Below are 20036 nucleotides of genomic sequence, written 5' to 3'. Positions count from 1 at the left end.
GGAATTTTTGAAAGAATGGGCGGCGAGCCTCGTACTCTTCCCATCACACGGTGACGGAGAGGACAATCATGGCCCCGGTTCAAGTCTGCCCGACCGACGATGTCCTCCGGGCGTGGATACTCGGATCCTGCGTCACTTCGGTGGCGGACATCGTCGGCGACCACCTCCTTGAATGCCCGAAGTGCGGCGCGAAGCTCGACGGCTTGGCCGCCGATGACCCGATGGTGGCGAACGTGCGGGCGGCCAACGCGACCAACTCCGTCGGCGGCGACCCGACCCTGGCCAACGAAATCCTCCGGCGGATGAAGCAGTCGGCCGCGGGCAAAACGCTGCCGAACGCGGAACTCGCGTTCCTCGCGCCGCCGCACCCGGAGCACCCCACCGACCTCGGCACGCTCGACCGCTACCGCGTCGTCGAACTGCTCGGGCAGGGCGGCATGGGCATGGTCTTTCGGGCCGTCGATTCCACCCTCCACCGCACCGTCGCGCTCAAGGTCATCCTGCCGAAGTACGCGGCGAACGAGAAGCTCCGCGTGCGGTTCCTCGAAGAAGCCCGGGCCACCGTCGCGGTGCGGTCGGCCCACGTCGCGGAGGTCTACGACTGCGGCGTGGCCAACGGCGCGCCGTTCCTGACGATGGAACTGCTCGACGGCGTGACGCTCGACAAGAAGCCGATCCCGATGGCCACGGACGCCTGGCGACGGATCGCGTACGGCATCGCGAAGGGGCTGGCCGACGCCCACCGCGTTAGCATGATCCACCGCGACCTGAAGCCGTCGAACATCCACTTGGGGACCGACGCCCGGACGGGCAGGCCGACGGTCAAGATCATCGACTTCGGCCTCGCCCGCCCGGTGGACCGGCAGGTCGAGATTACCAAGTCCGGCGAACTCCTCGGCACGCCGGCGTACATGTCGCCGGAGCAAGCCCGCAGCAAGCCGAACATCGACCACCGCACCGACCTGTACTCGCTCGGTGTCATCCTCTATCAACTCGCCACCGGCAAGCTCCCGTACGCGGCCGCCCGCGACGGCGTCTTCGCTCTCATTGCGGAACTCGCCTCACCGGAGGCGGTGCCGGGTGTGAAACTCGCCGCCCCCGCCCTGCCACCGGACTTGGCCTCGCTCATCGACCGCTTGCTCGCGAAGAACCCGGCCCACCGTCCGGCCAACGCCGACGAAGTGATGGCCACGCTCAAAGCGAGTCTGACATCCTCGGTCGCGACCGCACCGGCCGGGCTCTCCGAACCGGTCGTGGTGGCGGTGCCCGACCCGCTGAGTTTTGCCGACACCAGCACCGACGGGACGGAGCCGGTCATCTCTCGACGGGGCGGCATCCCCATCCCCACGCGGCGACCGACGCGGACGAGCGTGACCGCCCTCAAGATCGACCCAGCCGCGAGCGGCGGCGGTCCTGAGCCGGAACGCCCGAAGCGAAAGTTCCTCTGGCCACTCGCAGCCGTCGGCCTGTTGGCCCTGGCCCTGTTCGGCGTTTACGCGGCCGGCTTGTTCAAGGTGAAGACAAAGGACGGCGTGATCGAACTGACCGATCTGGCCGAGGACGCCGAGGTGCTGGTGGACGGCGAGAAGGTGACGGTGACTTGGGGTCCGGGCAAGCAGAAGGCCGAAGTGCGGGTGAAGCCGGGCACGCACAAGGTGGAAGTGAAGAAGGACGGTTTCGAGGCAACGGGAGAGGAAGTGACGCTGACGAACGGCGACCGCAAGGTGCTGACGGCTCACCTGGAGCGGAAAGCCCCGGCCGCGGTGCCGGAACTGCTAGTCGTTTTCGCGAAGGAGTTGGTTCGCAACGGCGACTGCCGTGAGGCGGCGCTCAAGGGGTGGAAGGTCATCTCGGGGAAATGGTACCAATCGGACCCCGAGAAGAAGCCGTTCTTCTGCGCGGGTGACTGTAAGCAAGGGGTTCTGCAGCAGGACGTGGACGTGACCGAGTACGCCCGTGAGATTGATGCCGGGCGGGTCGTGTTCGAGGTGTCCGCCATGTTCAGCAGTTTCGACGCGGACCGAAGTCAACTCAAGTTGGCCTTTCTCGATTCGACCGACGCGACGACCGGCAGCGGGTACGACACCGGCGAACACGCCGATCGCGGGAAGTGGGTGAAGCACGGAGGCATGATTCCGGCCCCCGCCGGGACGCGAACCGTCCGCGTAATCTTGCGGAGCGTCCTCTCGCCGCGGCCGGGCAACGTGCAGTGCAGCGGGTACATCACCGACGTGTCCCTGAAAGCCATGCCGAAGCCGTCGGCGGCCGGCCCCGTCCCCACGTTGGCCGCCGCCCCGCCCGGATCACCGCTACGGTACTTCGGATACGGCATCCTGGGCGACGCCGCTAACGTCGGCCGCGTGGCCGGGTACACGAACTTCCTCGTGGACGCATCTTGGCGGACTCCCGGCGGGGAGGCGGTCCTTGTCGCCGCACGACAGGCCAAGGTCCCGCTGCTCCTCGACTTCCAGGGGACGGCCCCGGATCACATCGAGAAACTGTACGCGACGATTGACAAGTACCGCGACGTGGTGGCCGGCGTGAGCTGGGGGTTCGCGTACTTCCAGGGGCACACGCCCGAAGCGGTGGCCGCGTTCGGCCGGGCGTTCAAGCTGAAGTACCCCGGCTTGCAGTTCTGGCTGTCGCTCGTGGAAGAACCGCGTGGCCAGGAGGAAACCCGGCCCGTGCCGCCGGAAGTGGACGGGTTGCAGGTAGTCTTCCACTACGTTACCGCACCGGACCAGTTCCGAACGAAGGTCGATCGGTTCCTTCCGGGCTTCATCGAGAAGGCGAAAGGGCGGCCGGTCGTGCTGGTGTGGAACGCCTGGGACGACAAGGAACCCGGCATCGCCCCGCGGACGCAGCCGGGCACAATGACGACGGCCGTCGAGGTGGCCAAGAAGTACAAACTCGCCGGCGTGGAGTTCTACCATCTGGGCGAGGAGCATGGGTTCCACGTCCAGGGCTTGCAGACGAACCCCGTTCTGGTGACGGAGATCGAAGCCGCTGCGAAGGAACTCGGGTTCGGGGGCCTGCCTCCCTCGCCCTCGCCTGCGGCGGTAACGCCCCCTGTGGCACCGGTCGCCGAATTCGTGCCGCTGTACAACGGCAAGGACCTGACCGGGTGGGAGCGGGTGGGCAACCCCGCCGCCCTGTGGCAGGTGGAAGACGGTGTCCTCGTCGGCAGTTGGCCGAACCCGAAGGACGTGGGCGGCGGCAGCACCCTGATTACGACCAAGAGCAATTACCGCAACTTCCACCTCCGCGTGCGGGCGATGAAGTCGGAACTGTGGAGCAGTCGCATTTTCTTGCTGCCCAGCGGCAAGGCGGACGGTGGGGGCGGCCGGTACCGCGTCTGGCTGGGGTCGCCGACGGACACGCCCGGCGTGGAGGTCGGCCGGTTGGACTACGACCAGGGCACCCCGACGCTCTTGCTGGCGGCTCCGAAGATTCTGCCCGCGACTTGGTTCACCCTTGAGGTGAAAGTGCTCGGCAACCGCGTCCAGGTGTGGGTGGACGGCACCCTGACGGCCGACCACACCGACCCGCAAATGCCGGCCGCCGGCGACCGCATCAAGTTGCACTTGAGCGGCGGCGGCACCATCCGGTTCCAGAGCGTCGAGGTCCGCGAACTCGCCGAGTCACAGGCCGACGCGACCCCCGTGCCCACGCCCCCCGCGGCCGAGGCGAAGTTCGTGCCGCTGTTCAACGGCCAGGACTTGACCGGGTGGGAGACCGACGGCACCGGCGGGACGTGGTCCGCGGACGCCGGGGCGTTGCTGTTCACGGGCGATGCGGATGCGAAGAAGTGGCTGCTGACGCGGAAACAGTACGGCGACTTCCGCGTCAAGTTCGAGTGCCAACTCGGCGACACGGCGGCGGCGAGTTTCGCCTTCCGCGCGGCGAGCGGGCAGGCCCCCCGCCACCCGCAGTACGTCGATCAAAAGCCCGGTGCCTACCACCTCCACCTCACGCTCCGCGGCCCGCAGGCGCGCGGCCCGTGGCAAACCGGCACGATCATCGGCCAGGGCAAGGAACTCGTCCTGATGCCCCCGACCACGCCGGCGGAACTCAAGTCCGGCGGCATCTGGAACGCGGTCGAAGTGGAACTCGTCGGGCAGGACGTGCAGGTCTTCGTCAACCAGCAACTCATCCTGAAAGGCTCGCTGAACGACCTCGTCACAAAGGGGAGCAGTTCGGAGGGGCTGACCCGGAAGCTCGGCCAGATCGGCTTCGAGGCGAAGGAGGGCGTGAAGTTCCGCAACATCGAGCTTCGCGAAATTCTGCCGACGACAATAGCTCCTCCGATCTCGGGTCGCGGTTCATCGGTCCCGATCGCACCTCCCCCGCCGAATCCCGCTCCTGCGCCGCCCGAACCCGTGCCCGCTCCGTCGGCCCCTGTTGTTGCGAAGGACGACCCGTTCGCCGTCGGCACTGCCTGGCGCGGCGTGAAGATTATCGAGAAGGGCGACTACGCCGGCGGCTCCGGCTTCTACGAGATGGTCATCGACAAGCGGACCGGCGGCGACTTCACCGGGTCGGTCGTGGACAACGGCCCGAACCGGAACCCAGCAAAAGTGACCGGGACGGTCGACGGCAACAAGATCACCTGGACGGAAGTGCCGTTGGGCAACACGGCCCACTTCACCACCGTCTCCGGGTCACACGACGCCGGGATGGTGACGCTGACGACGAAGGGCACGTTCGGGAATCGCGGCAACAGCGGCCGGGCCAAGTTGGTTCGCATCCGCCGGCCGAACGACGTCGTCCTTGACGAGTTCCACTCGATCTTCAACGGCCGCGGGCTCATGGGGTGGGAGACGCACCCTGCCCAGAAGGACGGGTGGAAGGTCACGCAGTTCGGCCACCTCGTCGGGGGTGGGAGCGGCACCAGCCACCTGTACACGACGAAGGAGTACGGCGACGTACACGTGAAGGTCCGTGCGAAGGTGAACGCCGGCGGCAACAGCGGCGTGTACGTCCGCAGCACGTACGGGCCGCGGATCGGCGTCGCGGGCTTCCCCCTCGGGTACGAAGCCCAGATTTCCTCGAACCTCCCCGCCCAGACGACCGGCAGTTTGTTCGCGTTCGGGGGGGCCGTGACGCCGTCGAAGATCGCCGACTTCGTGCGGCCCGACGAGTGGTTTGACCTGGACGTGGTCGTGAAGGGGAACAAGGTCGAGATCTTCGTCAACGGCCAGGAGTCGATGAGCTACACCGACGCGCAAGTCCGCCCGCGGACGGGCCGCATCGCGTTGCAGTTGCACGATGCCAAGTCGCAGGTGGATTTCGCCCTGATCGCGGTGAAGGAACTGAAGCCGTGATGGGTCACGGCACGACGGGCTGTGTCCAGGCGACCTCGGTGTCGCCCTTCTGGTACGGGTTCGGGTGCGGCTTGGACGACGTGACCTTCGCCCGCACGTACAGTTCCTTGCCGGTGAAGGCGTAGCTCGGGGCCACGTCCGTCGACTCCGCGACGACCTTGCCGATGTCCGCGTGGTACCGACGGGTCACGTCGAGCGGCTTGCCCGCCTCGTCCAGCACCGGCTCGCTGTCCAGCGGCGTGCCCTTCAATGTGGCGACGAACTCGGTCTTGTACGTGACCCCCGGCTCGGCGTGGATCGCGAGGCGGAGCTTGCCATCCGCCTTCCCCTGTGCGTCGAGGGTCACGCCGCTGGAGAAGTAGAAGTCGCCCGCCTTCATCGCCCTCACGAGATTCTCGGCCGTCAGGACCGGCAAGCGGACCATCACCCACCCGCGGCCGGGGTTCGTCTTGCCGACGGCGAACTCGTGGTAGGCGTGGGCGTCGTCCGTCGCCACGCCGTAGACGACCGGCAGTTTTAGCTTGCCGAGCCGGACGGCGAGAACGATGTCCCAGATGCGCTCGGAGCTGGCGTGCGTGGCGTCGCCGTAGTTCCGAACGCCGGAGTGCCCGTTGAACACCTCAAAGTACTCGATCTCCTCGGCCGCGATCATCTCCTCGGCCTTCACGCCCCACTGGAAGTTCGGGTGGTTCAGGATGCCGAGGTTCGGCCAGGTGGTCTTCTTGGCCTGTTCCGCGATCTGCTTGAGGTTCACGCGGATCGTCTCAACAATGTTCGCCCCCTCGACCGGCTTGACCGCCTCGCGGAGGTTAATGCCGCCCATGTGGACCGGGTACTTGGTGAACTTCGTCGTGACCTCCTCGGCCGGCACGAGCAGGAACTTGCCGGGCTCCTCGAAGAAGCTGCGGTACTCGCGGAGGGGTTTGAGGCGGACCTGCGGTTTGTCCTTCTCGGTGCGGTCCTGGACCCAATCCCGGCCGAACCGCGTGAGGTACTTCTCGACCGCCTTCTTGCGGACGGCGGTCGTCGCGGAATCGACCCACTTCTCGGCGTCGGCGATGACGTTGTGCTCGGTGAACGCGAGGAACTGATAGCCGTGCGTCTTGTACCACTCGGCGATCATCTCCGGGAAGTCGTCGCCGTCGCTCCAGAGCGAGTGCGTGTGTAGGTTGCCCTTCCAGTACCGCGGCGTCGCGACGGCCGCAGGCGGCGGTGTCTCGACCGGCTTCTGCGCGAGGGCGACCGTGAGGGCGAGGCAGACGAGTGCGAACACGGTGAGCAATCGCGACATGGGAACGCCCGGGAAGGAAGCGGGCACAGGTTCACACGGAGAAGACAGATCAGAACAAAACCATTTCTTCGGATCTTCTTCTGATCTGTCTTCTCCGCGTGAATCTGTGGCCCAACTTAACTATCGAAGTACAGCGCGAACTCGTAGGGGTGCGGGCGGAGGCGGATGGCGTCCACTTCCTCCCGCCGCTTGAACGCGATCCAGGTGTCGATCACGTCTTCGGTGAACACGTCGGAGTGCATCAGGAACTCGTGATCCTTTTCGAGCGCCCGCAGGGCCTCGGCCAAACTCCCCGGCGGCTTCGGCACGTCGCGGAGTTGCTCGGGGGCCAGGTCGTAGATGTCCTTGTCGAGCGGTTGACCGGGGTTCGTCTTGTTGCGGACGCCGTCGAGCATGGCCATCAGGATGGCCGAGAACGCCAGGTACGGGTTGGCCGCCCCGTCGGGCATCCGGTACTCGATTCGCTTCGAGTCCGGCCGCGACGAGTAGACCGGAATGCGGATGGCGGCCGAGCGGTTCCGCTGGCTGTACGCGAGGGCGGACGGGGCTTCGAAGCCGGGCACGAGCCGCTTGTAGCTGTTCGTCGTCGGGTTCGTGAACGCGGCCAGGGCCGCGGCGTGCTTGAGCAGGCCGCCGATGGCGAACATGGCCGTGTCGGACAGGCCGGAGTACGAACTGCCGGCGAACAGGTTCTTGCCGCCCTTCGCGAGCGACAGGTGGACGTGCATCCCGCACCCGAACTCGTCGAACAGCGGCTTCGGCATGAACGTCGCCGTCTTGCCGTGCCGGCGGGCGACGTTGCGGACGATGTACTTGTGCTTCAGCACGTTGTCGGCCGTCTGCACCAACTCGCCGTAGCGAACGTCGATGGCGCACTGGCCGCCGCTGGCCTTCTCGTGGTGGTGGCTCTCGACGGTCAGCCCGCTGTCCATCATCACCCGCATCATCTCGGACCGCAGGTCGTGCGTCTGGTCCCCGGGCGGGCACGGGAAGTAGCCCTGGCGGTACGGGATCTTGCTGCCGAGGTTCGGCTTCTCGTCCCGGCCGCTGTTCCACGCGCCTTCCACACTGTCCACAAAGTAGAAGGCACTGTGGCTGTTCTGATCAAACTTCACGTCGTCGAAGATGAAGAAGTCGAGCGACGGGCCGAAGTGCGCCGTGTCGGCGATGCCCGTCTGCTTCATGTAGTTGACGGCCTTGCGGGCCACGTTCCGCGGGTCGCGGCTGTAATCTTCCTTCGTGAGCGGGTCCTGGATGTTGCAGATCATCACGAGGGTGGTGTCTTGCCGGAACGGGTCGATGAACTTCGTGTCGGGTTGCGGCACGACGATCATGTCCGACTCGTTGATGGCCTGCCAGCCGCGGATGCTGGCCCCGTCGAACCCGATGCCGTCCTCGAAGGATTTCTCGTCGAGCTGTTCGGCCGGGATGGTGAAGTGCTTCCAGAGGCCGGGGAAGTCCATGAACCGCAGGTCGACCGCCTTGACGTCACGTTCGCGGAGGAACGCCAGTACTTCGCGTGGGGTCACGATGCCTCTCGGGGTGCGGAGGTGGGAATAGTCCGGCCGCGAGAGAGGAGTGAATCGCGGGCTAGGGGTGAGTATAGCAGGTTCGGGCCCGGATTCAGGCTACCCGAAGACGGCGTCGAGGTCGCTGGAGGAATGGAGGACGCGAAGGATGCGAATCCCGTCGGCGGTTGGCACGTAACAGACGAGCCGGGCCTCGAACCGCTTGACCGGGGCGAGTCGCAGTTCGGGATACTTCGGGTACGGCGGATCGACCGGGGCGATCGAGTACGGCAGCCGCTCCATGGCGTCGGAACGTCTCGTCGAGGCGTGTTTGAAAGAGTTGGGCGACGCGCTCGCTGATGTCCAGGCCGATCTCTTCCGACGCCGTGTCGATGTCCACTTGCGCCCGTGGCGTGATAACCATGCTCATGACTTGCGGCCGTTCTTTTGCGCGAGCCGTTCCGCCAAGACACGCCGCCGCTCCTCCCAGAAGGCTTCGTCCACGACGATCGGCTCGCCGCTCGCCATGCCTTCGTCGAGGAGGCGTTCGAGGGCGGCCCGGTTCTTCGGCTGGTAGCCGCCGCTCGGGGGCACGTCCAGGCCCGGTTCATCGCTGCGCACCAGATCGATTACGTACTCCTCCACCGTCGCGAAGCCGAGTTCCCTCGCCTTCGCCTCGGCCTCGATACGCACGTCGTCCGGCAGTGTAATCGTCATCGCTTCGTCTCCGGGAGTCGGCGTCATTCTACCGCAGCCCGGCCCGGCGGCGGAACGCCGAAGTTTGACATTCCCGGCCGCCGTGGGTGCGAGGAAGCCCCACCGCCGACATCGTTTCTTCACACTCACCCCGGCGTTTCAGAATCTTGCTCGCGTTCGCCAGGGCCGGCGGTACAATCGCTGACGGCTCCGCCCCGGCCGTTCCTCGCACTCCATCATCATCTATCCCTTTTCCCGGATCGAACGCGGTCGCGGCGGCCACACGAGGCCCTTTCCATGTCCGTGTCCTGTCCTCAGTGCCGCAGTCCCCTCAACGTCAAGGGACTGAAGCCCGGCCAGTTCAAGCCCAAGTGTCCGAAGTGCGGCATCGCGTTCGTGCTCGTCGTCCCGAGTTCGCCGGACGGCACGATCGTCACGAAACTTCTGCCCGCCGGCCCGCCGAAGCCCGCCCCGCAACCGCACGCCGACCCGAACTCGACCGGCGCGTTTACGGACGTCGAACCGCCCGCCTCGGACACCACCAATGCCTACTCGGCGTCCGTGGCGGCTTGGCCAAGCCCCGACGCGACGGGTGACTTCACCGCCCCCGAACCAGCGGCTAACGGCACCGGCGTGTTCGCCCCCTCCGGTGTCGAGAGTGGCACCCACGGCGAACCGGCTGAGGGCACGCAGAACTTCGAGGCGAGCGAGGCCCCGCCGCCGAAGCGGAAGCCCATCGCGTCGGACGCCATCCCCGACCGGCTCGGCGGCTACGAGGTGGTGAAGGTTCTCGGCCAGGGCGGCATGGGGGCCGTGCTGCTCGGCCGGCAGGTTTCGCTCGGCCGCAAGGTCGCGCTCAAGATCATGCACCCGAAGCTCTCGAACGACGCGAAGTTCGTGGCCCGGTTCACCCGGGAGGCCTACGCCGCGGCGCAAATGACGCACCACAACGTCATCCAGATCTACGACATCGGCGAGGACCACGGCACGCACTTCTTCAGCATGGAGTTCGTCCCCGGTCAGTCGCTCATGGATCTCGTGAAGGAGAAGGGCAAACTCGACCCCGAGGCGGCCGTCGGGTACACGCTGCAAGCGGCCCGCGGCCTGCGGTTCGGCCACGCCCAAGGGATGGTTCACCGCGACATCAAGCCGGACAACCTGATGCTCAACACCGAGGGCATCGTCAAGGTCGCCGACCTCGGTCTCGTGAAGCTGCCGACGCCCGACGTGCCGCAATCGAAGACGGCGGTCGAAGACGACGACGAGGGCGACGGCCGCCTGACGCGGGCCGGGAGCGTGATGGGCACGCCCATGTACATGCCGCCGGAACAGGCGATGAACTCGGCCGGCGTCGACCATCGGGCCGACATTTATTCACTCGGCTGTTCGCTCTACGTGATGCTCACCGGCAAGCCGCCGTTCGACGGCAAGACCGCCCTCGAGGTCATCACCCGCCACCAGACCGACCCGGTCGTGCCGCCGGACGTGATCGTGAAGCGTGTGCCGAAGGCGCTGTCGGGCATCCTGGTGAAGATGCTGGCGAAGCGGCCCGACGACCGCTACCAGACGATGGACGAGGTGATCGCGGCCCTCGAAGGCTACCTCGGCGTGAAGGCGGTCGGTCCGTTCACCCCGAAGGAGGAACACGCGAAGCAACTGGAGACGGCCGCCCAGCGGTTCAACGCCGCCTCGAAGCGGGGGCTGAAGAAGGTGGCGGCGCTCGGCCTCGTGGCCACGTGCCTCCTCGGCGTCGTGGCGTGCGGCCTGGCCGGCGCGTTCCCGTGGGCTGGCGGGTTCCTCGGGCTGCTGCTCGCCACGCCGGTCGCGTACTTCGTGGTCGCCGGGGTGAATTCGCCGTCGCCGTTCTTCGCAAAGGTCCGGCAACTGGTCTTCGGCTCGCGGATCGCCGACTGGCTGACGTGGGCCGGCGGCGCGATCCTCGTGCTGCTCGCACTCTGGGTGTTCGGCATCCTCTGGCACTTCCTCGGCGGGGCGGCCCTCGGCGTCGGCCTCGCGTTCGTCCTCTGGTTCCTCACCGACCGTGCTCAAGATTCTGCCCGCGAGGTGCCCGTGAACGACGCGAAAGTGCTGTTCAAATCGATGCGGCTCCAGGGACTCGACGAGGAGAACGTGCGGCAGTTCGTGTGCAAATACGCCGGCGACGACTGGGAGGAGCTCTACGAATCGCTGTTCGGCTACGAAGCGAAGCTGGCCGCCCGCGAGTACCGCAAAGGGGCCGTGGCCGAGACCGCCCGCAAGTTCGCCGCGTGGCGGGAACCGCTGATCGCCGGCCTCGACGCCCGGATGCGCTCGCGGCAGGAGGCGAAGGAACGCAAACACCTGGCGAAAGTGGAAGCGAAAGCCCTAGAGGCGAAGGGCGTTGGGGCGGGCGAGGCGCGGGAGCAGGCGGACGCGATGGCGGATGCGCTCGTGGGCGAAGCTGTCGAGGCGAAGGCCGCCCAGCGGGCGGGGAAGAAGGCCGACCTGCGGGCGATGGTGAAAGCCGCGAAGGCGAAGAAGCCGCCGGAAGGGTACAACCTCGCGGGGGTGAAACGTCGCAGCATGGCGGTGCAAAACCTCCTCAACGACTGGGCCGGCCGACGGCTGCGGTTCGCCCTCGGGGCGGCCGTCTTCGCGATCGGCCTGTTGTGGCTGAGCCAGAACCGCGACGCGCTGAAGGGGTTGGCCGCCACGGTCGAGCAGGCCGTCGAGAAGGGCGACGTGACCGCCGCCGGCGACGCCGCGAAGTCGGCGACGAAGACGATGGCGGTGATGAAGCCGCTGAAGTTGGCCGTGTTGCCGGACGCCGTGGCTAAGGGCGTCAGTCACTACGGCACGCCGATCTGCGGATTCTTGTTGATGCTCTCGGGCATCCTCTACTACGGCTGGAAGCCGAGCCTTGTGGCCGTCCCCGGCGTTGTTATTGGCGTCCTCGGGCCGACCCTCGGCGTGCCGGACGTGGAACCACTCAAGGCGTGGATGCTTAGCACCCTCGTCGGCGGCGTCCTGATCCTCGTCGCGGGGCGGTTTTTGCGGAGTTGATGGGTGTTCGTTCCGGCATTGCTCGTCAATCTACACACGCCACGGGAGGCTGCGCAAACTCTGCCGGCGGAAGCACTCTTGATTTTGAGAAAAATTCGGTTGTCGGCCGTTGCCAGCGATCTGACGATTCCTAGACTGTCCGCAGCCGAATGGGTCGGCTACTCTCCAGTCATTTCATGGACTTCAGCCATGATGAGCAGTGGTTTATCCCCGGACGTCGATTTCATCGAAGAACTTAAGATGCGCCGCTGGGCCCGCGAAAACTACGTGCCTGCCGAGCGCCGGGACAAGTCGTGGCACCCGATTGTCCTCGAAGAAATGACCCGGAAAGACAAGGAAAAGCGGTCGCCTGCGCTGGCTGGCTAAACCCGCGAACGTTCCCAAGCCGATACTAAACGAGGCGAGCCATCCGATGCGGGTGGCTCGCCTCGCGGCTTTTGCGGACTTTCGGCGCACGGAGGCGTCATGGGCTTTTTCAGCGGTCGGGCCACGTTCTTGCGCTTTAAGGTCAACGGCCCGCGCGTTCACAACTTCGACGAGGAACACCTCGAACGCCTGAAAAGCCGCGCGGCTGGGCAGTCGCGGCTGGCCTCCGCCGACGGCATCGAGAGCGGTTGGGCGGCGGGCGATCACATTCTCGACACCGACTTCGACCTCGCCAAGAACATCATCAACGACACCCTACACTTCGACCTGCGCATCGACACGGACAAGCTGCCGTCGGACTTGATGAAGGCGTATTACGCCACCGAACTTCGGGCGCTGGCCGCCAACAACCCGAGCGGCATTCCGAGCGCCCGACAGAAGCGCGAGGCGAAGGAGTCGGCCCGCGACCGGTTGGAGAACGAAGCGAAGGACGGCCGGTATCGCAAGCGGAAGTGCATCCCGGTGCTGTGGGACGGGCGGTCCAACGAGGTGCTGTTCGGGGCCACGTCGCTGACGAACATCGAGCGGTTCGCCATGCTCTTCCAGCAGACGTTCGGCGGTAACCTCGAAGCCACCACGGCCGGCAGTCGGGCGTACTACCTCGCGGAACTCTACCAGCGGACGCGGAACGTCGAGGACGCCGCCCCGTCGGCGTTCTTGCCGGACATTTCCGGCCCGGACGTGGCGTGGATCGCCGACGAAGCCAGCCGCGACTTCCTCGGCAACGAGTTCCTCCTCTGGCTCTGGTACTACACCGAACTCGAGGGCGACACGATCCAGTTGGCGGACAACTCCGACGTGACGGTGATGCTCGCCCGCACGCTGACGCTGGAGTGCCCCCGCGGCATGACCGGCTACGAGACGATCTCGCACGAAGGTCCGACGCGGTTGCCCGAAGTGAAGCGGGCGGCTCAGAGTGGCAAGCTCCCCCGCAAGGTCGGCCTGACGATCGTCCGGCACGGCGAGCAGTACGAGTTCACGCTGCACGCCGAGACGCTGGCGGTGGGCGCGGCGAAGTTCCCGAACATGCCGGAAGACATCACGGCCGAGCGGGCGAAGTTGGAAACGCGGGCCGACCAATTGCGGGCGCTGATCGAAACGCTCGACCTGCTCTACGACGCCTTCGGCCGCTCGCGGCACAGCAACGACTGGTCGAAGACGCTGCCGAGCATGCAAAAGTGGCTGGCGAGAGACGAACGCCGGGCGGCGTGAGGTAGATTTTTTGGGGGAACCCAGAGCGGAAGCGACGGGGTGTGGGACCGTGTGCCCCACCCCGTCGCTTCCGCTCTGGGTTCCAAGCCGTCACCCTACGAACACGCCGCCGGTGAAGGTGTCGTCGAACGCGGTGTACGTCTTGAACGCCGTCGGCGTGCCCGTCGCGGTTAGCCCGTTCCCCTGGTAGACGAGCACCTGCCCCGTCACGCCGCCCGCTGTGCCGACGACCAGGTCGTCGTTCGCGTCGCCGTCCACGTCGGTCACACTCACCCGCACGCCGTTGCGACTGTTCACGTCCCCGGCGAAGAAGTTCGCCAATGGCGTTTGCACGTTGCCAGTCAAGGCCGCCCCGGAAAGGACAAGCACCCGCGGTCCGCCGCCCGGCCCGCCGCCGGCGATGAGGTCCGCCTTGCCGTCGGCGTTCACATCGCCAAGCGCGACGAACACGCCGTTGCGGAGCGTCGATTCGAAGGCGAAGAAGTCGTTGAACATCTTCACCGGACTCCCCGCGGCCACCGATGCCCCTTCAAAGCCGGCCACCCGCGGCCCGCCCTGGAAGCCGGCCGCCACGACGAGGTCGGCCCGCCCGTCGCCGGTCAGGTCGCCTGCCGTCACGCGGGCACCGCCGCGGAAGTTCACGTCGTCGATGCCGAAGAAGTCGGCGAGGACGACACTCGCGTCGCCGTCCCGAAAGACCCGCACCCGCGGCCCGCCGCCCTGATCGGGCGAGACGATCACCTCGGCCTTGCCGTCGCCGTCGAGGTCGCCGGCCGCCACGAACACGCCGCCGGTGAACGTCGATTCGAAGACCGTGGCCGAGGAAATCAAGACCCCCGTGCCGCCGTCGAAGATCACCACCCGCGGCAATCCACCGGGGCCGGAGCCGACGATAATGTCCGCGATGCCGTCGCCGGTCACGTCGCCGCTGGCCACGCGCGTTTCGCCTGTGAACGGTGGCGTCAGCCCGGCGGCGCTCAGGTCGATGCGGCGGACTTCTGCCCCGGTCGCTGCGTTGATGGTCCGCACCACCGGCGACGTGCCGCTGCCGAGCGTAATTGGCTGCACGGGCATCGGCAACGTGGGAGGCACCGTCGGCGGCAACGTGGGCGGCACGGTCGCCTGAATCTTCAGCACCTGCCCGCCGTTGCCGCGGTCCAGCACCAGTAGGCTGCCGTCCCCGGACACGTCCAGGTCCACCAGATTTAGGCCGGTGATGTCGCTGGCGAGCAGCGTCGCCGTGCCGGTTGCGACGTCGTAGCTGCGGATCCACCCGTTCACCAGGTCGCCGTAGAAATAATCGCCCGCGTAAGCCGCCGGGAAGGTCGAAGTCGCCGGCGTGTAGAACGCCCCGCCGATGATGGCGAACCCGCCGTCGGTGCCGGACGCCGTGTGCGGGTAGCTGACGATGGGCCGCGTGAAGTTCGGGAAGGACGACTGCGTGAAGTCGCCCTCGGTCGCGTTCCACCCGTAGTTGGCACCGGCGGCCAGCACGTCCACTTCCTCGAAGCTGCTCTGGCCCACGTCGTTGACGAAGATTTGCCCCGTCTGCGAGTTTACGCCGAAGGTGAACGGGTTGCGGAAGCCGACGGCGTAGACGGAACGGTACTTCCCGGCCGTCGTGCCGCTCAGGTCGGCGAACACCGTCGGGTTGTCGGCCGGGATCGAGCCGTCCGGGTTCAGGCGGAGAATTTTGCCCAGGTCGGTCGTGAGCGATTGCGAGTTCGCGGGGTTGGCGTTCTCACCGGCGGCGGCGTAGAGCTTGCCGTCGGTGCCGAAGTGCAACGCCCCGCCGTTGTGGTTGGTGGCCGTCGAGAGCGGGTCGAGGTCGTACAGCACCCGTTCGGTGGCCGGGTCGATCGTGTTGCCACTGAGCGTGTACCGGCTGATTTCGTTGTGGACCGGGGTCGAACCGGCGGCGGGGACGGTGTGGTAGAGGTAGACGAAGTTGTTCGTGGTGAACGCCGGGTCGAGGGCGACGCCGAGGAGGCCGCGTTCGCCGCTGGAATCGACGCTCAGTTGCAGGGCCGGAGTGGCGATGAGCGTGCCGTCGGCGGCCACGACTCGCAACGCCCCACCCTGCTCGGTGACGAGCAACCGCCCGTCGGGGACTTCCACCAGCGACGTCGGATTCGTGAGGCCGCTGGTTACGACGGACAGGGCGAACCCGTCCGCCAGGGTCGCCGGCGTGGTCCGGTCTTCTAGCGCGAGAACCGAAAGTCGAGATCGCGACATGGTGAGAACCCTTGGGGCGGCCGGGACACAGATGGGGCAACGATTCGACGAGTGCATTTCGCACGCCGTTTGGCGGCGGACCGTTTAGAAGGGGAACTTTCGCCGTCGGACGGCTGGCCGTGGTTGCTTTTCGGGCCGGAAAGCCTACCACAATGCCGTCGGATGATTCCCGCGAAACCTTTCTCACGGAGACTGCTCATGTCCATGTTCATCGGCGAAGGCCTGGTCGGCGAAGGCAACGAGATCGCCCACATCGACCTGCTCATCGGCGACAAGACCGGCCCGGTCGGTACGGCCTTCGCCAATGCCCTCGCGAACCAGAGCGCGGGCCACTCCAGTTTGCTCGCGGTCGTCACCCCGAACCTGATCTGCAAGCCGGCCACGGTGATGATCACGAAGGTCACGATCAAGGGGGCGAAGCAGGCTGTGCAAATGTTCGGTCCCGCCCAGGCGGCCGTCGCCCGGGCCGTCGTGGACAGCGTCGAAGAGGGTATCATCCCGAAGAGCAAGGCCGACGACTACGTGATCGTGTGCGGCGTGTTCATCCACTGGGCCGCGGCCGACGACACGAAGATTTACCAGTACAACTACGAGGCGACGAAGCTGGCGATCAAGAGCGCGATGGCCGGCGAGCCGAAGATCGACGACATCATCGCCCGCAAGGGTGAGAAGCACCCGTTCAGCCCGAAGTAAGGGTTCGGTCAACCGGGGAGAGGGTGGCCGATGGCCGGGTGAGGGGAAGAGACTCCCTATCCCCGGTCGGGGCACCCCTCCCGACTTCGATTGCGATCTCTGCATATTTTGAAGCCCCGCGGACCTCTCACCGCGGGCGATTCTCTTCCCCCTTCTCCGGTGTCCCATGCCCAACAGCAGCACTTTCATCCCAGCCCTTCCGGCCAAGCCGACGTCCGACAAGGCCCGCATCCTGATCCAACTCGACACCGACCCGCTGCCAAGCGTCTTCGACCGCGTCGTGGCGATTGACAGTGGCGTGCAACACCTGTTCAGCTACGGCGGCGTGACGCCCGAGAACGTGATGCCACTCGTCCACGGGTGCATCTTCACCCGCGGGTCGAAGGACTTGCACCACACGGCCATTTTCGTCGGCGGGTCCGACGTGGCCGCCGGCGAGGCGCTCGTGCGGGCGATCCGCAAGCACCTGATCCCGGCCGCGAAGTTAAGTGTCTCGATCATGCTCGATTCGAACGGCGCAAACACGACCGCCGCCGCCGCCGTGCGGGCCGCGAGCAAGCACGTGAACCTCGACCAGACGGAATCGCTCGTCCTCGGCGGCACCGGCCCCGTCGGGCAGCGGGTGGCCCGGTTGCTCGCGAAGCAGGGCGGGCACGTGCGCATCGGCAGCCGCCAACTCGACCGTGCGGAAGCGGTCGCCGCCCGCATTCGCAAGGACATCCCCGGCGCGAAAGTGGAAGCCGTCAGCGTGGCGTCCTCCAGCGACGGGCCGAAAGCGATGGAGGGCCGCGAACTTGTCGTGGCCGCCGGAGCACCGGGAGCGGTCCTGCTGCCGAAGAAATTCCGCGATGCGGGCAAAGACCTGCACCTGATGATCGACCTGAACGGCGTCCCGCCGACCGGCATCGAAGGGGTCGAACTCATGGACGCGGGCGTGGACCGCGATGGCAAGATCGCTTACGGCGCGCTCGGCGTCGGCGGCACAAAGATGAAGATTCACCGCGCCGCGGTGGCCGCCTTGTTCGAGCGCAACGACGCGACCCTGGACATCGACGACATCTACGACATCGCCCTGCGGGTGCAGTAAATCCACTGCATCTACGAAGCCCATCTCCCCTCCCCGGAGGTTCCATGTCACGCCTCTCCCTCGTCGTGCCGTGCGTGCTGCTCGCCGCCCTCGTTCGCGCCGACGATCCGCCGCCCGTTCAACTGACCGCCCAGGAAGACCACAAGCGGTTGATGGGCCTGCTGAACATCAAGCAACTCCACCCCGGTCCCAGCGGCAACAAGGCCGCACCGAACGCCGCCAACACCGACGAGAGTAAGGCCAACCCTTTCCCGAAGTTGCCCGACCCGCTGACGGCGAAGGACGGCAAGCCGGTGGCGACGGCCGACCAGTGGGCGAAGCGGCGGGCCGAGATCGCCGAAGACTTCGACCGCGAGGTCTACGGCCGCGTGCCGAAGGACACGCCGAAGGTGAAGTGGGAGGTGACGGCCAACGACAAGACGAAGGTCGGCGAGGAGCCGGTCGTGACCAAGCGACTCGTCGGCCATGTCGATAACTCGACCTACCCGGCCGTCACCGTGGACATTCAACTCACGCTGACGACGCCGGCCGAGGCCAAGGGGCCGGTCCCGGTCATCCTGGAGTTCGGGTTCAACTTCGCCCCGCGGCCCGGCGCTCCCGCCGTCGCCCGCCCCGGACCGACCTGGCAACAGCAGGTGTTGGCGAAGGGCTGGGGTTATGCCATCCTCACGCCGACCAGCGTGCAACCCGACAACGGGGCGGGGCTGACGAAGGGCATCATCGGGCTGATGAACAAGGGCCAACCGCGGAAAGTCGATGACTGGGGGGCGCTACGGGCGTGGGCTTGGGGTGCGAGCCGGGCGCTCGACTACTTCGAAACCGACAAGGCCGTGGACGCGAAGCAGGTCGGCATCGAGGGGCTGTCCCGGTACGGCAAGGCGGCCATCGTGACGATGGCCTACGACGAGCGGTTCGCGATCGGGTTCATCGGCTCGAGTGGGGCCGGCGGGGCGAAACTGCACCGCCGAAACTACGGCGAGATGGTCGAGAACGTGGCCGGCCCCGGCGAGTACCACTGGATGGCCGGCAACTACCTGAAGTACGCCGGCCCCAAGACGGCCGAGGACCTGCCGGTGGACGCCCACGAACTTGTGGCGATGTGCGCGCCACGGCCGGTGTTCATCAGCGTCGGTTCGCTGAACGTCGAGGGCGGCTGGGTGGACGCGAAGGGCATGTTCCTGGCCGGCGTCGCGGCCGCCCCGGTGTACGAACTGCTTGGCAAGAAGGGCCTGGGCACGGCCGAGTTCCCGCCGGAGAAGACGGCCTTGATCGGCGGCGAGGTCGCCTTCCGCCAGCACGAGGGCGGGCACACCACCGGCCCGAACTGGCCGACGTTCCTCGAATTCGCCGGCCGGTACATCAAGGCCCCGTAACCCTCACCCGCCTGATTGCTTTCCCCTCCCGGAGTTCTTCATGTTCCGCTTGCTGATCGCCGTGACGCTGTTCGCGTCCGGATTCGCCCGTGCCGCCGACGGCCCACCGTTGATTTACCTGTGGGAAAAGGGCGCCCCCGGGTTCGAGAGCCGCAAGGACGAGAAGGAAGTCCGCGACCGCGAGAACAAGGCCACTGGCGAGTTCCGCACCACGAACGTCCACAACCCCTACGTGACGGTCTTCTTGCCGTCGGCGGAGAAGGCGACCGGGGCGGCCGTCGTCGTCGTGCCCGGCGGCGGCCACCGCGAGTTGTGGGTGAAGCACGAGGGCGAGAACGTGGCGACGTGGCTGGCCGACCGCGGCATCGCCGCCGTCGTGCTGCGGTACCGCCTGGCCCGCGAAATGGGCGTGCCGTACAAGCTCGACGTTCACACCCCACAGGACGGCCAGCGGGCACTTCGCTTGGTCCGCAGCAAGGCGAAGGAGTGGCACATCGACCCGAACCGCGTTGGCATGATGGGCTTCTCGGCCGGCGGCGAGGTGGTCGGGATGGTCTGCCGCAAGGCCGAGAAGGGGAATCCGACGGCGGAAGACCCGATCGACCGGGAAAGTGCCGTCCCCAGCTTCCAGGCGCTCGTTTACTCCGGGCCGCTGGGACTTCGCGGCGAAACGATCACGAAGGAGAACGCCCCGCCGTGTTGGCTCCTGGTCGGCGGTGACGACGGGGCCGCCGACGTGCTGATTCAGCACTATCGCGACTTGAAAAAAGCGGGCGTGGCGACGGAACTGCATCTCTACGCGAAGGTTCCGCACGGTTTCGGCTTCCGCCCGGGTAAAAAGTCTGCCGCCCCGGTCGATTCGTGGCCCGAGCGGTTTTACGACTTCCTGAACGCCCAGGGGTTGCTGAAGAAGTAGTAATCGGCTGCCACCGGCCCACGCTGCGGGCCGGTGGCGGAATGCTCGTTCAGTTGCAATTCATCTCCGCTCAGACCTTTTCCCGTCAAAGTCGTCCTCCGTCCCGCTCGTCATCCCATTCCTCGTCATCGGGACGACTTCCCGTGCCCGATCCTTTGGCAGATTCGAAACAATAGTCAAAATTGGTGTTCTTGATGTGGCCAGAAAAACTGAAGCAACCGCTCCGACCCGGT

13 protein-coding genes are annotated in these 20036 nt (G+C 66.6%); 8 read left to right on the top strand and 5 right to left on the bottom strand.

Annotation, left to right across the window (positions count from 1 at the left end; genetic code table 11):
* The first annotated feature begins 68 nt into the window (after positions 1 to 68).
* Positions 69 to 5324 (top strand): family 16 glycoside hydrolase, encoded by a 5256-nt coding sequence (locus PX52LOC_RS00445; protein ID WP_149108221.1) that lies wholly within the window; start codon positions 69 to 71, stop codon positions 5322 to 5324.
* Between the two features lie 4 nt (positions 5325 to 5328).
* Here the strand turns inward: PX52LOC_RS00445 and PX52LOC_RS00440 are convergent, their stop codons facing one another.
* From PX52LOC_RS00440 to PX52LOC_RS00425, 4 genes are all read right to left on the bottom strand, one after another.
* Positions 5329 to 6615 (bottom strand): CehA/McbA family metallohydrolase domain-containing protein, encoded by a 1287-nt coding sequence (locus PX52LOC_RS00440; protein WP_149108220.1) that lies wholly within the window; start codon positions 6613 to 6615, stop codon positions 5329 to 5331.
* A gap of 116 nt (positions 6616 to 6731) precedes the next feature.
* A complete protein-coding gene (glnA, locus tag PX52LOC_RS00435) occupies positions 6732 to 8144 on the bottom strand; it encodes a type I glutamate--ammonia ligase (protein ID WP_149108219.1) in 1413 nt (470 codons plus the stop codon).
* A 99-nt stretch (positions 8145 to 8243) separates the two neighbouring features.
* On the bottom strand, positions 8244 to 8426 hold the full coding sequence (locus PX52LOC_RS00430) for a hypothetical protein (protein ID WP_149108218.1): 183 nt from the start codon (positions 8424 to 8426) through the stop codon (positions 8244 to 8246).
* A gap of 123 nt (positions 8427 to 8549) precedes the next feature.
* Positions 8550 to 8840, bottom strand: a complete 291-nt coding sequence (locus tag PX52LOC_RS00425) for a ribbon-helix-helix domain-containing protein (RefSeq protein ID WP_149108217.1) — start codon at positions 8838 to 8840, stop codon at positions 8550 to 8552.
* A 276-nt stretch (positions 8841 to 9116) separates the two neighbouring features.
* Between PX52LOC_RS00425 and PX52LOC_RS00420 the strand changes: the two genes are divergently transcribed.
* From PX52LOC_RS00420 to PX52LOC_RS00410, 3 genes are all read left to right on the top strand, one after another.
* Entirely contained in the window at positions 9117 to 11861 is a 2745-nt protein-coding gene (locus PX52LOC_RS00420; RefSeq protein ID WP_149108216.1) for a protein kinase domain-containing protein, read from the top strand.
* A gap of 3 nt (positions 11862 to 11864) precedes the next feature.
* Positions 11865 to 12227 (top strand): hypothetical protein, encoded by a 363-nt coding sequence (locus PX52LOC_RS00415; RefSeq protein WP_149108215.1) that lies wholly within the window; start codon positions 11865 to 11867, stop codon positions 12225 to 12227.
* Positions 12228 to 12326: 99 nt separating this feature from the next.
* Positions 12327 to 13499 carry a hypothetical protein gene (locus tag PX52LOC_RS00410; protein WP_149108214.1) on the top strand — a complete coding sequence of 391 codons (1173 nt, stop codon included), beginning with the start codon at positions 12327 to 12329 and terminating at the stop codon, positions 13497 to 13499.
* A 90-nt stretch (positions 13500 to 13589) separates the two neighbouring features.
* On the opposite strand, the gene PX52LOC_RS00405 is transcribed toward PX52LOC_RS00410, so the two are convergent.
* The gene (locus tag PX52LOC_RS00405) at positions 13590 to 15734 is read right to left on the bottom strand and encodes a PQQ-dependent sugar dehydrogenase (RefSeq protein ID WP_168218736.1); all 2145 of its coding nucleotides are present in this window, start codon (positions 15732 to 15734) and stop codon (positions 13590 to 13592) included.
* A 198-nt stretch (positions 15735 to 15932) separates the two neighbouring features.
* Here PX52LOC_RS00405 and fae point away from each other — a divergent pair, with 198 nt between their 5' ends.
* The 4 genes from fae to PX52LOC_RS00385 all read left to right on the top strand — a co-directional run bounded on the left by fae (position 15933) and on the right by PX52LOC_RS00385 (position 19803).
* Positions 15933 to 16427 carry a formaldehyde-activating enzyme gene (gene fae, locus PX52LOC_RS00400; protein ID WP_149108212.1) on the top strand — a complete coding sequence of 165 codons (495 nt, stop codon included), beginning with the start codon at positions 15933 to 15935 and terminating at the stop codon, positions 16425 to 16427.
* Positions 16428 to 16593: 166 nt separating this feature from the next.
* Positions 16594 to 17514 (top strand): methylene-tetrahydromethanopterin dehydrogenase N-terminal domain-containing protein, encoded by a 921-nt coding sequence (locus tag PX52LOC_RS00395; protein WP_149108211.1) that lies wholly within the window; start codon positions 16594 to 16596, stop codon positions 17512 to 17514.
* 44 nt (positions 17515 to 17558) lie between these two features.
* Complete coding sequence (locus PX52LOC_RS00390; protein ID WP_149108210.1) at positions 17559 to 18887, top strand: glucuronyl esterase domain-containing protein; 1329 nt, start codon at positions 17559 to 17561, stop codon at positions 18885 to 18887.
* 40 nt (positions 18888 to 18927) lie between these two features.
* Positions 18928 to 19803, top strand: coding sequence for an alpha/beta hydrolase (locus PX52LOC_RS00385; protein WP_149108209.1), 876 nt, complete (start codon positions 18928 to 18930; stop codon positions 19801 to 19803).
* The last annotated feature ends 233 nt before the right edge of the window (positions 19804 to 20036 follow it).

It is taken from the genome of Limnoglobus roseus, assembly GCF_008254045.1.
Taxonomy (GTDB): Bacteria; Planctomycetota; Planctomycetia; order Gemmatales; family Gemmataceae; genus Limnoglobus; species Limnoglobus roseus.
The sequence above is the reverse complement of the archived record's forward strand: the minus strand, read 5'-3'. Positions and strand labels throughout refer to the sequence as shown.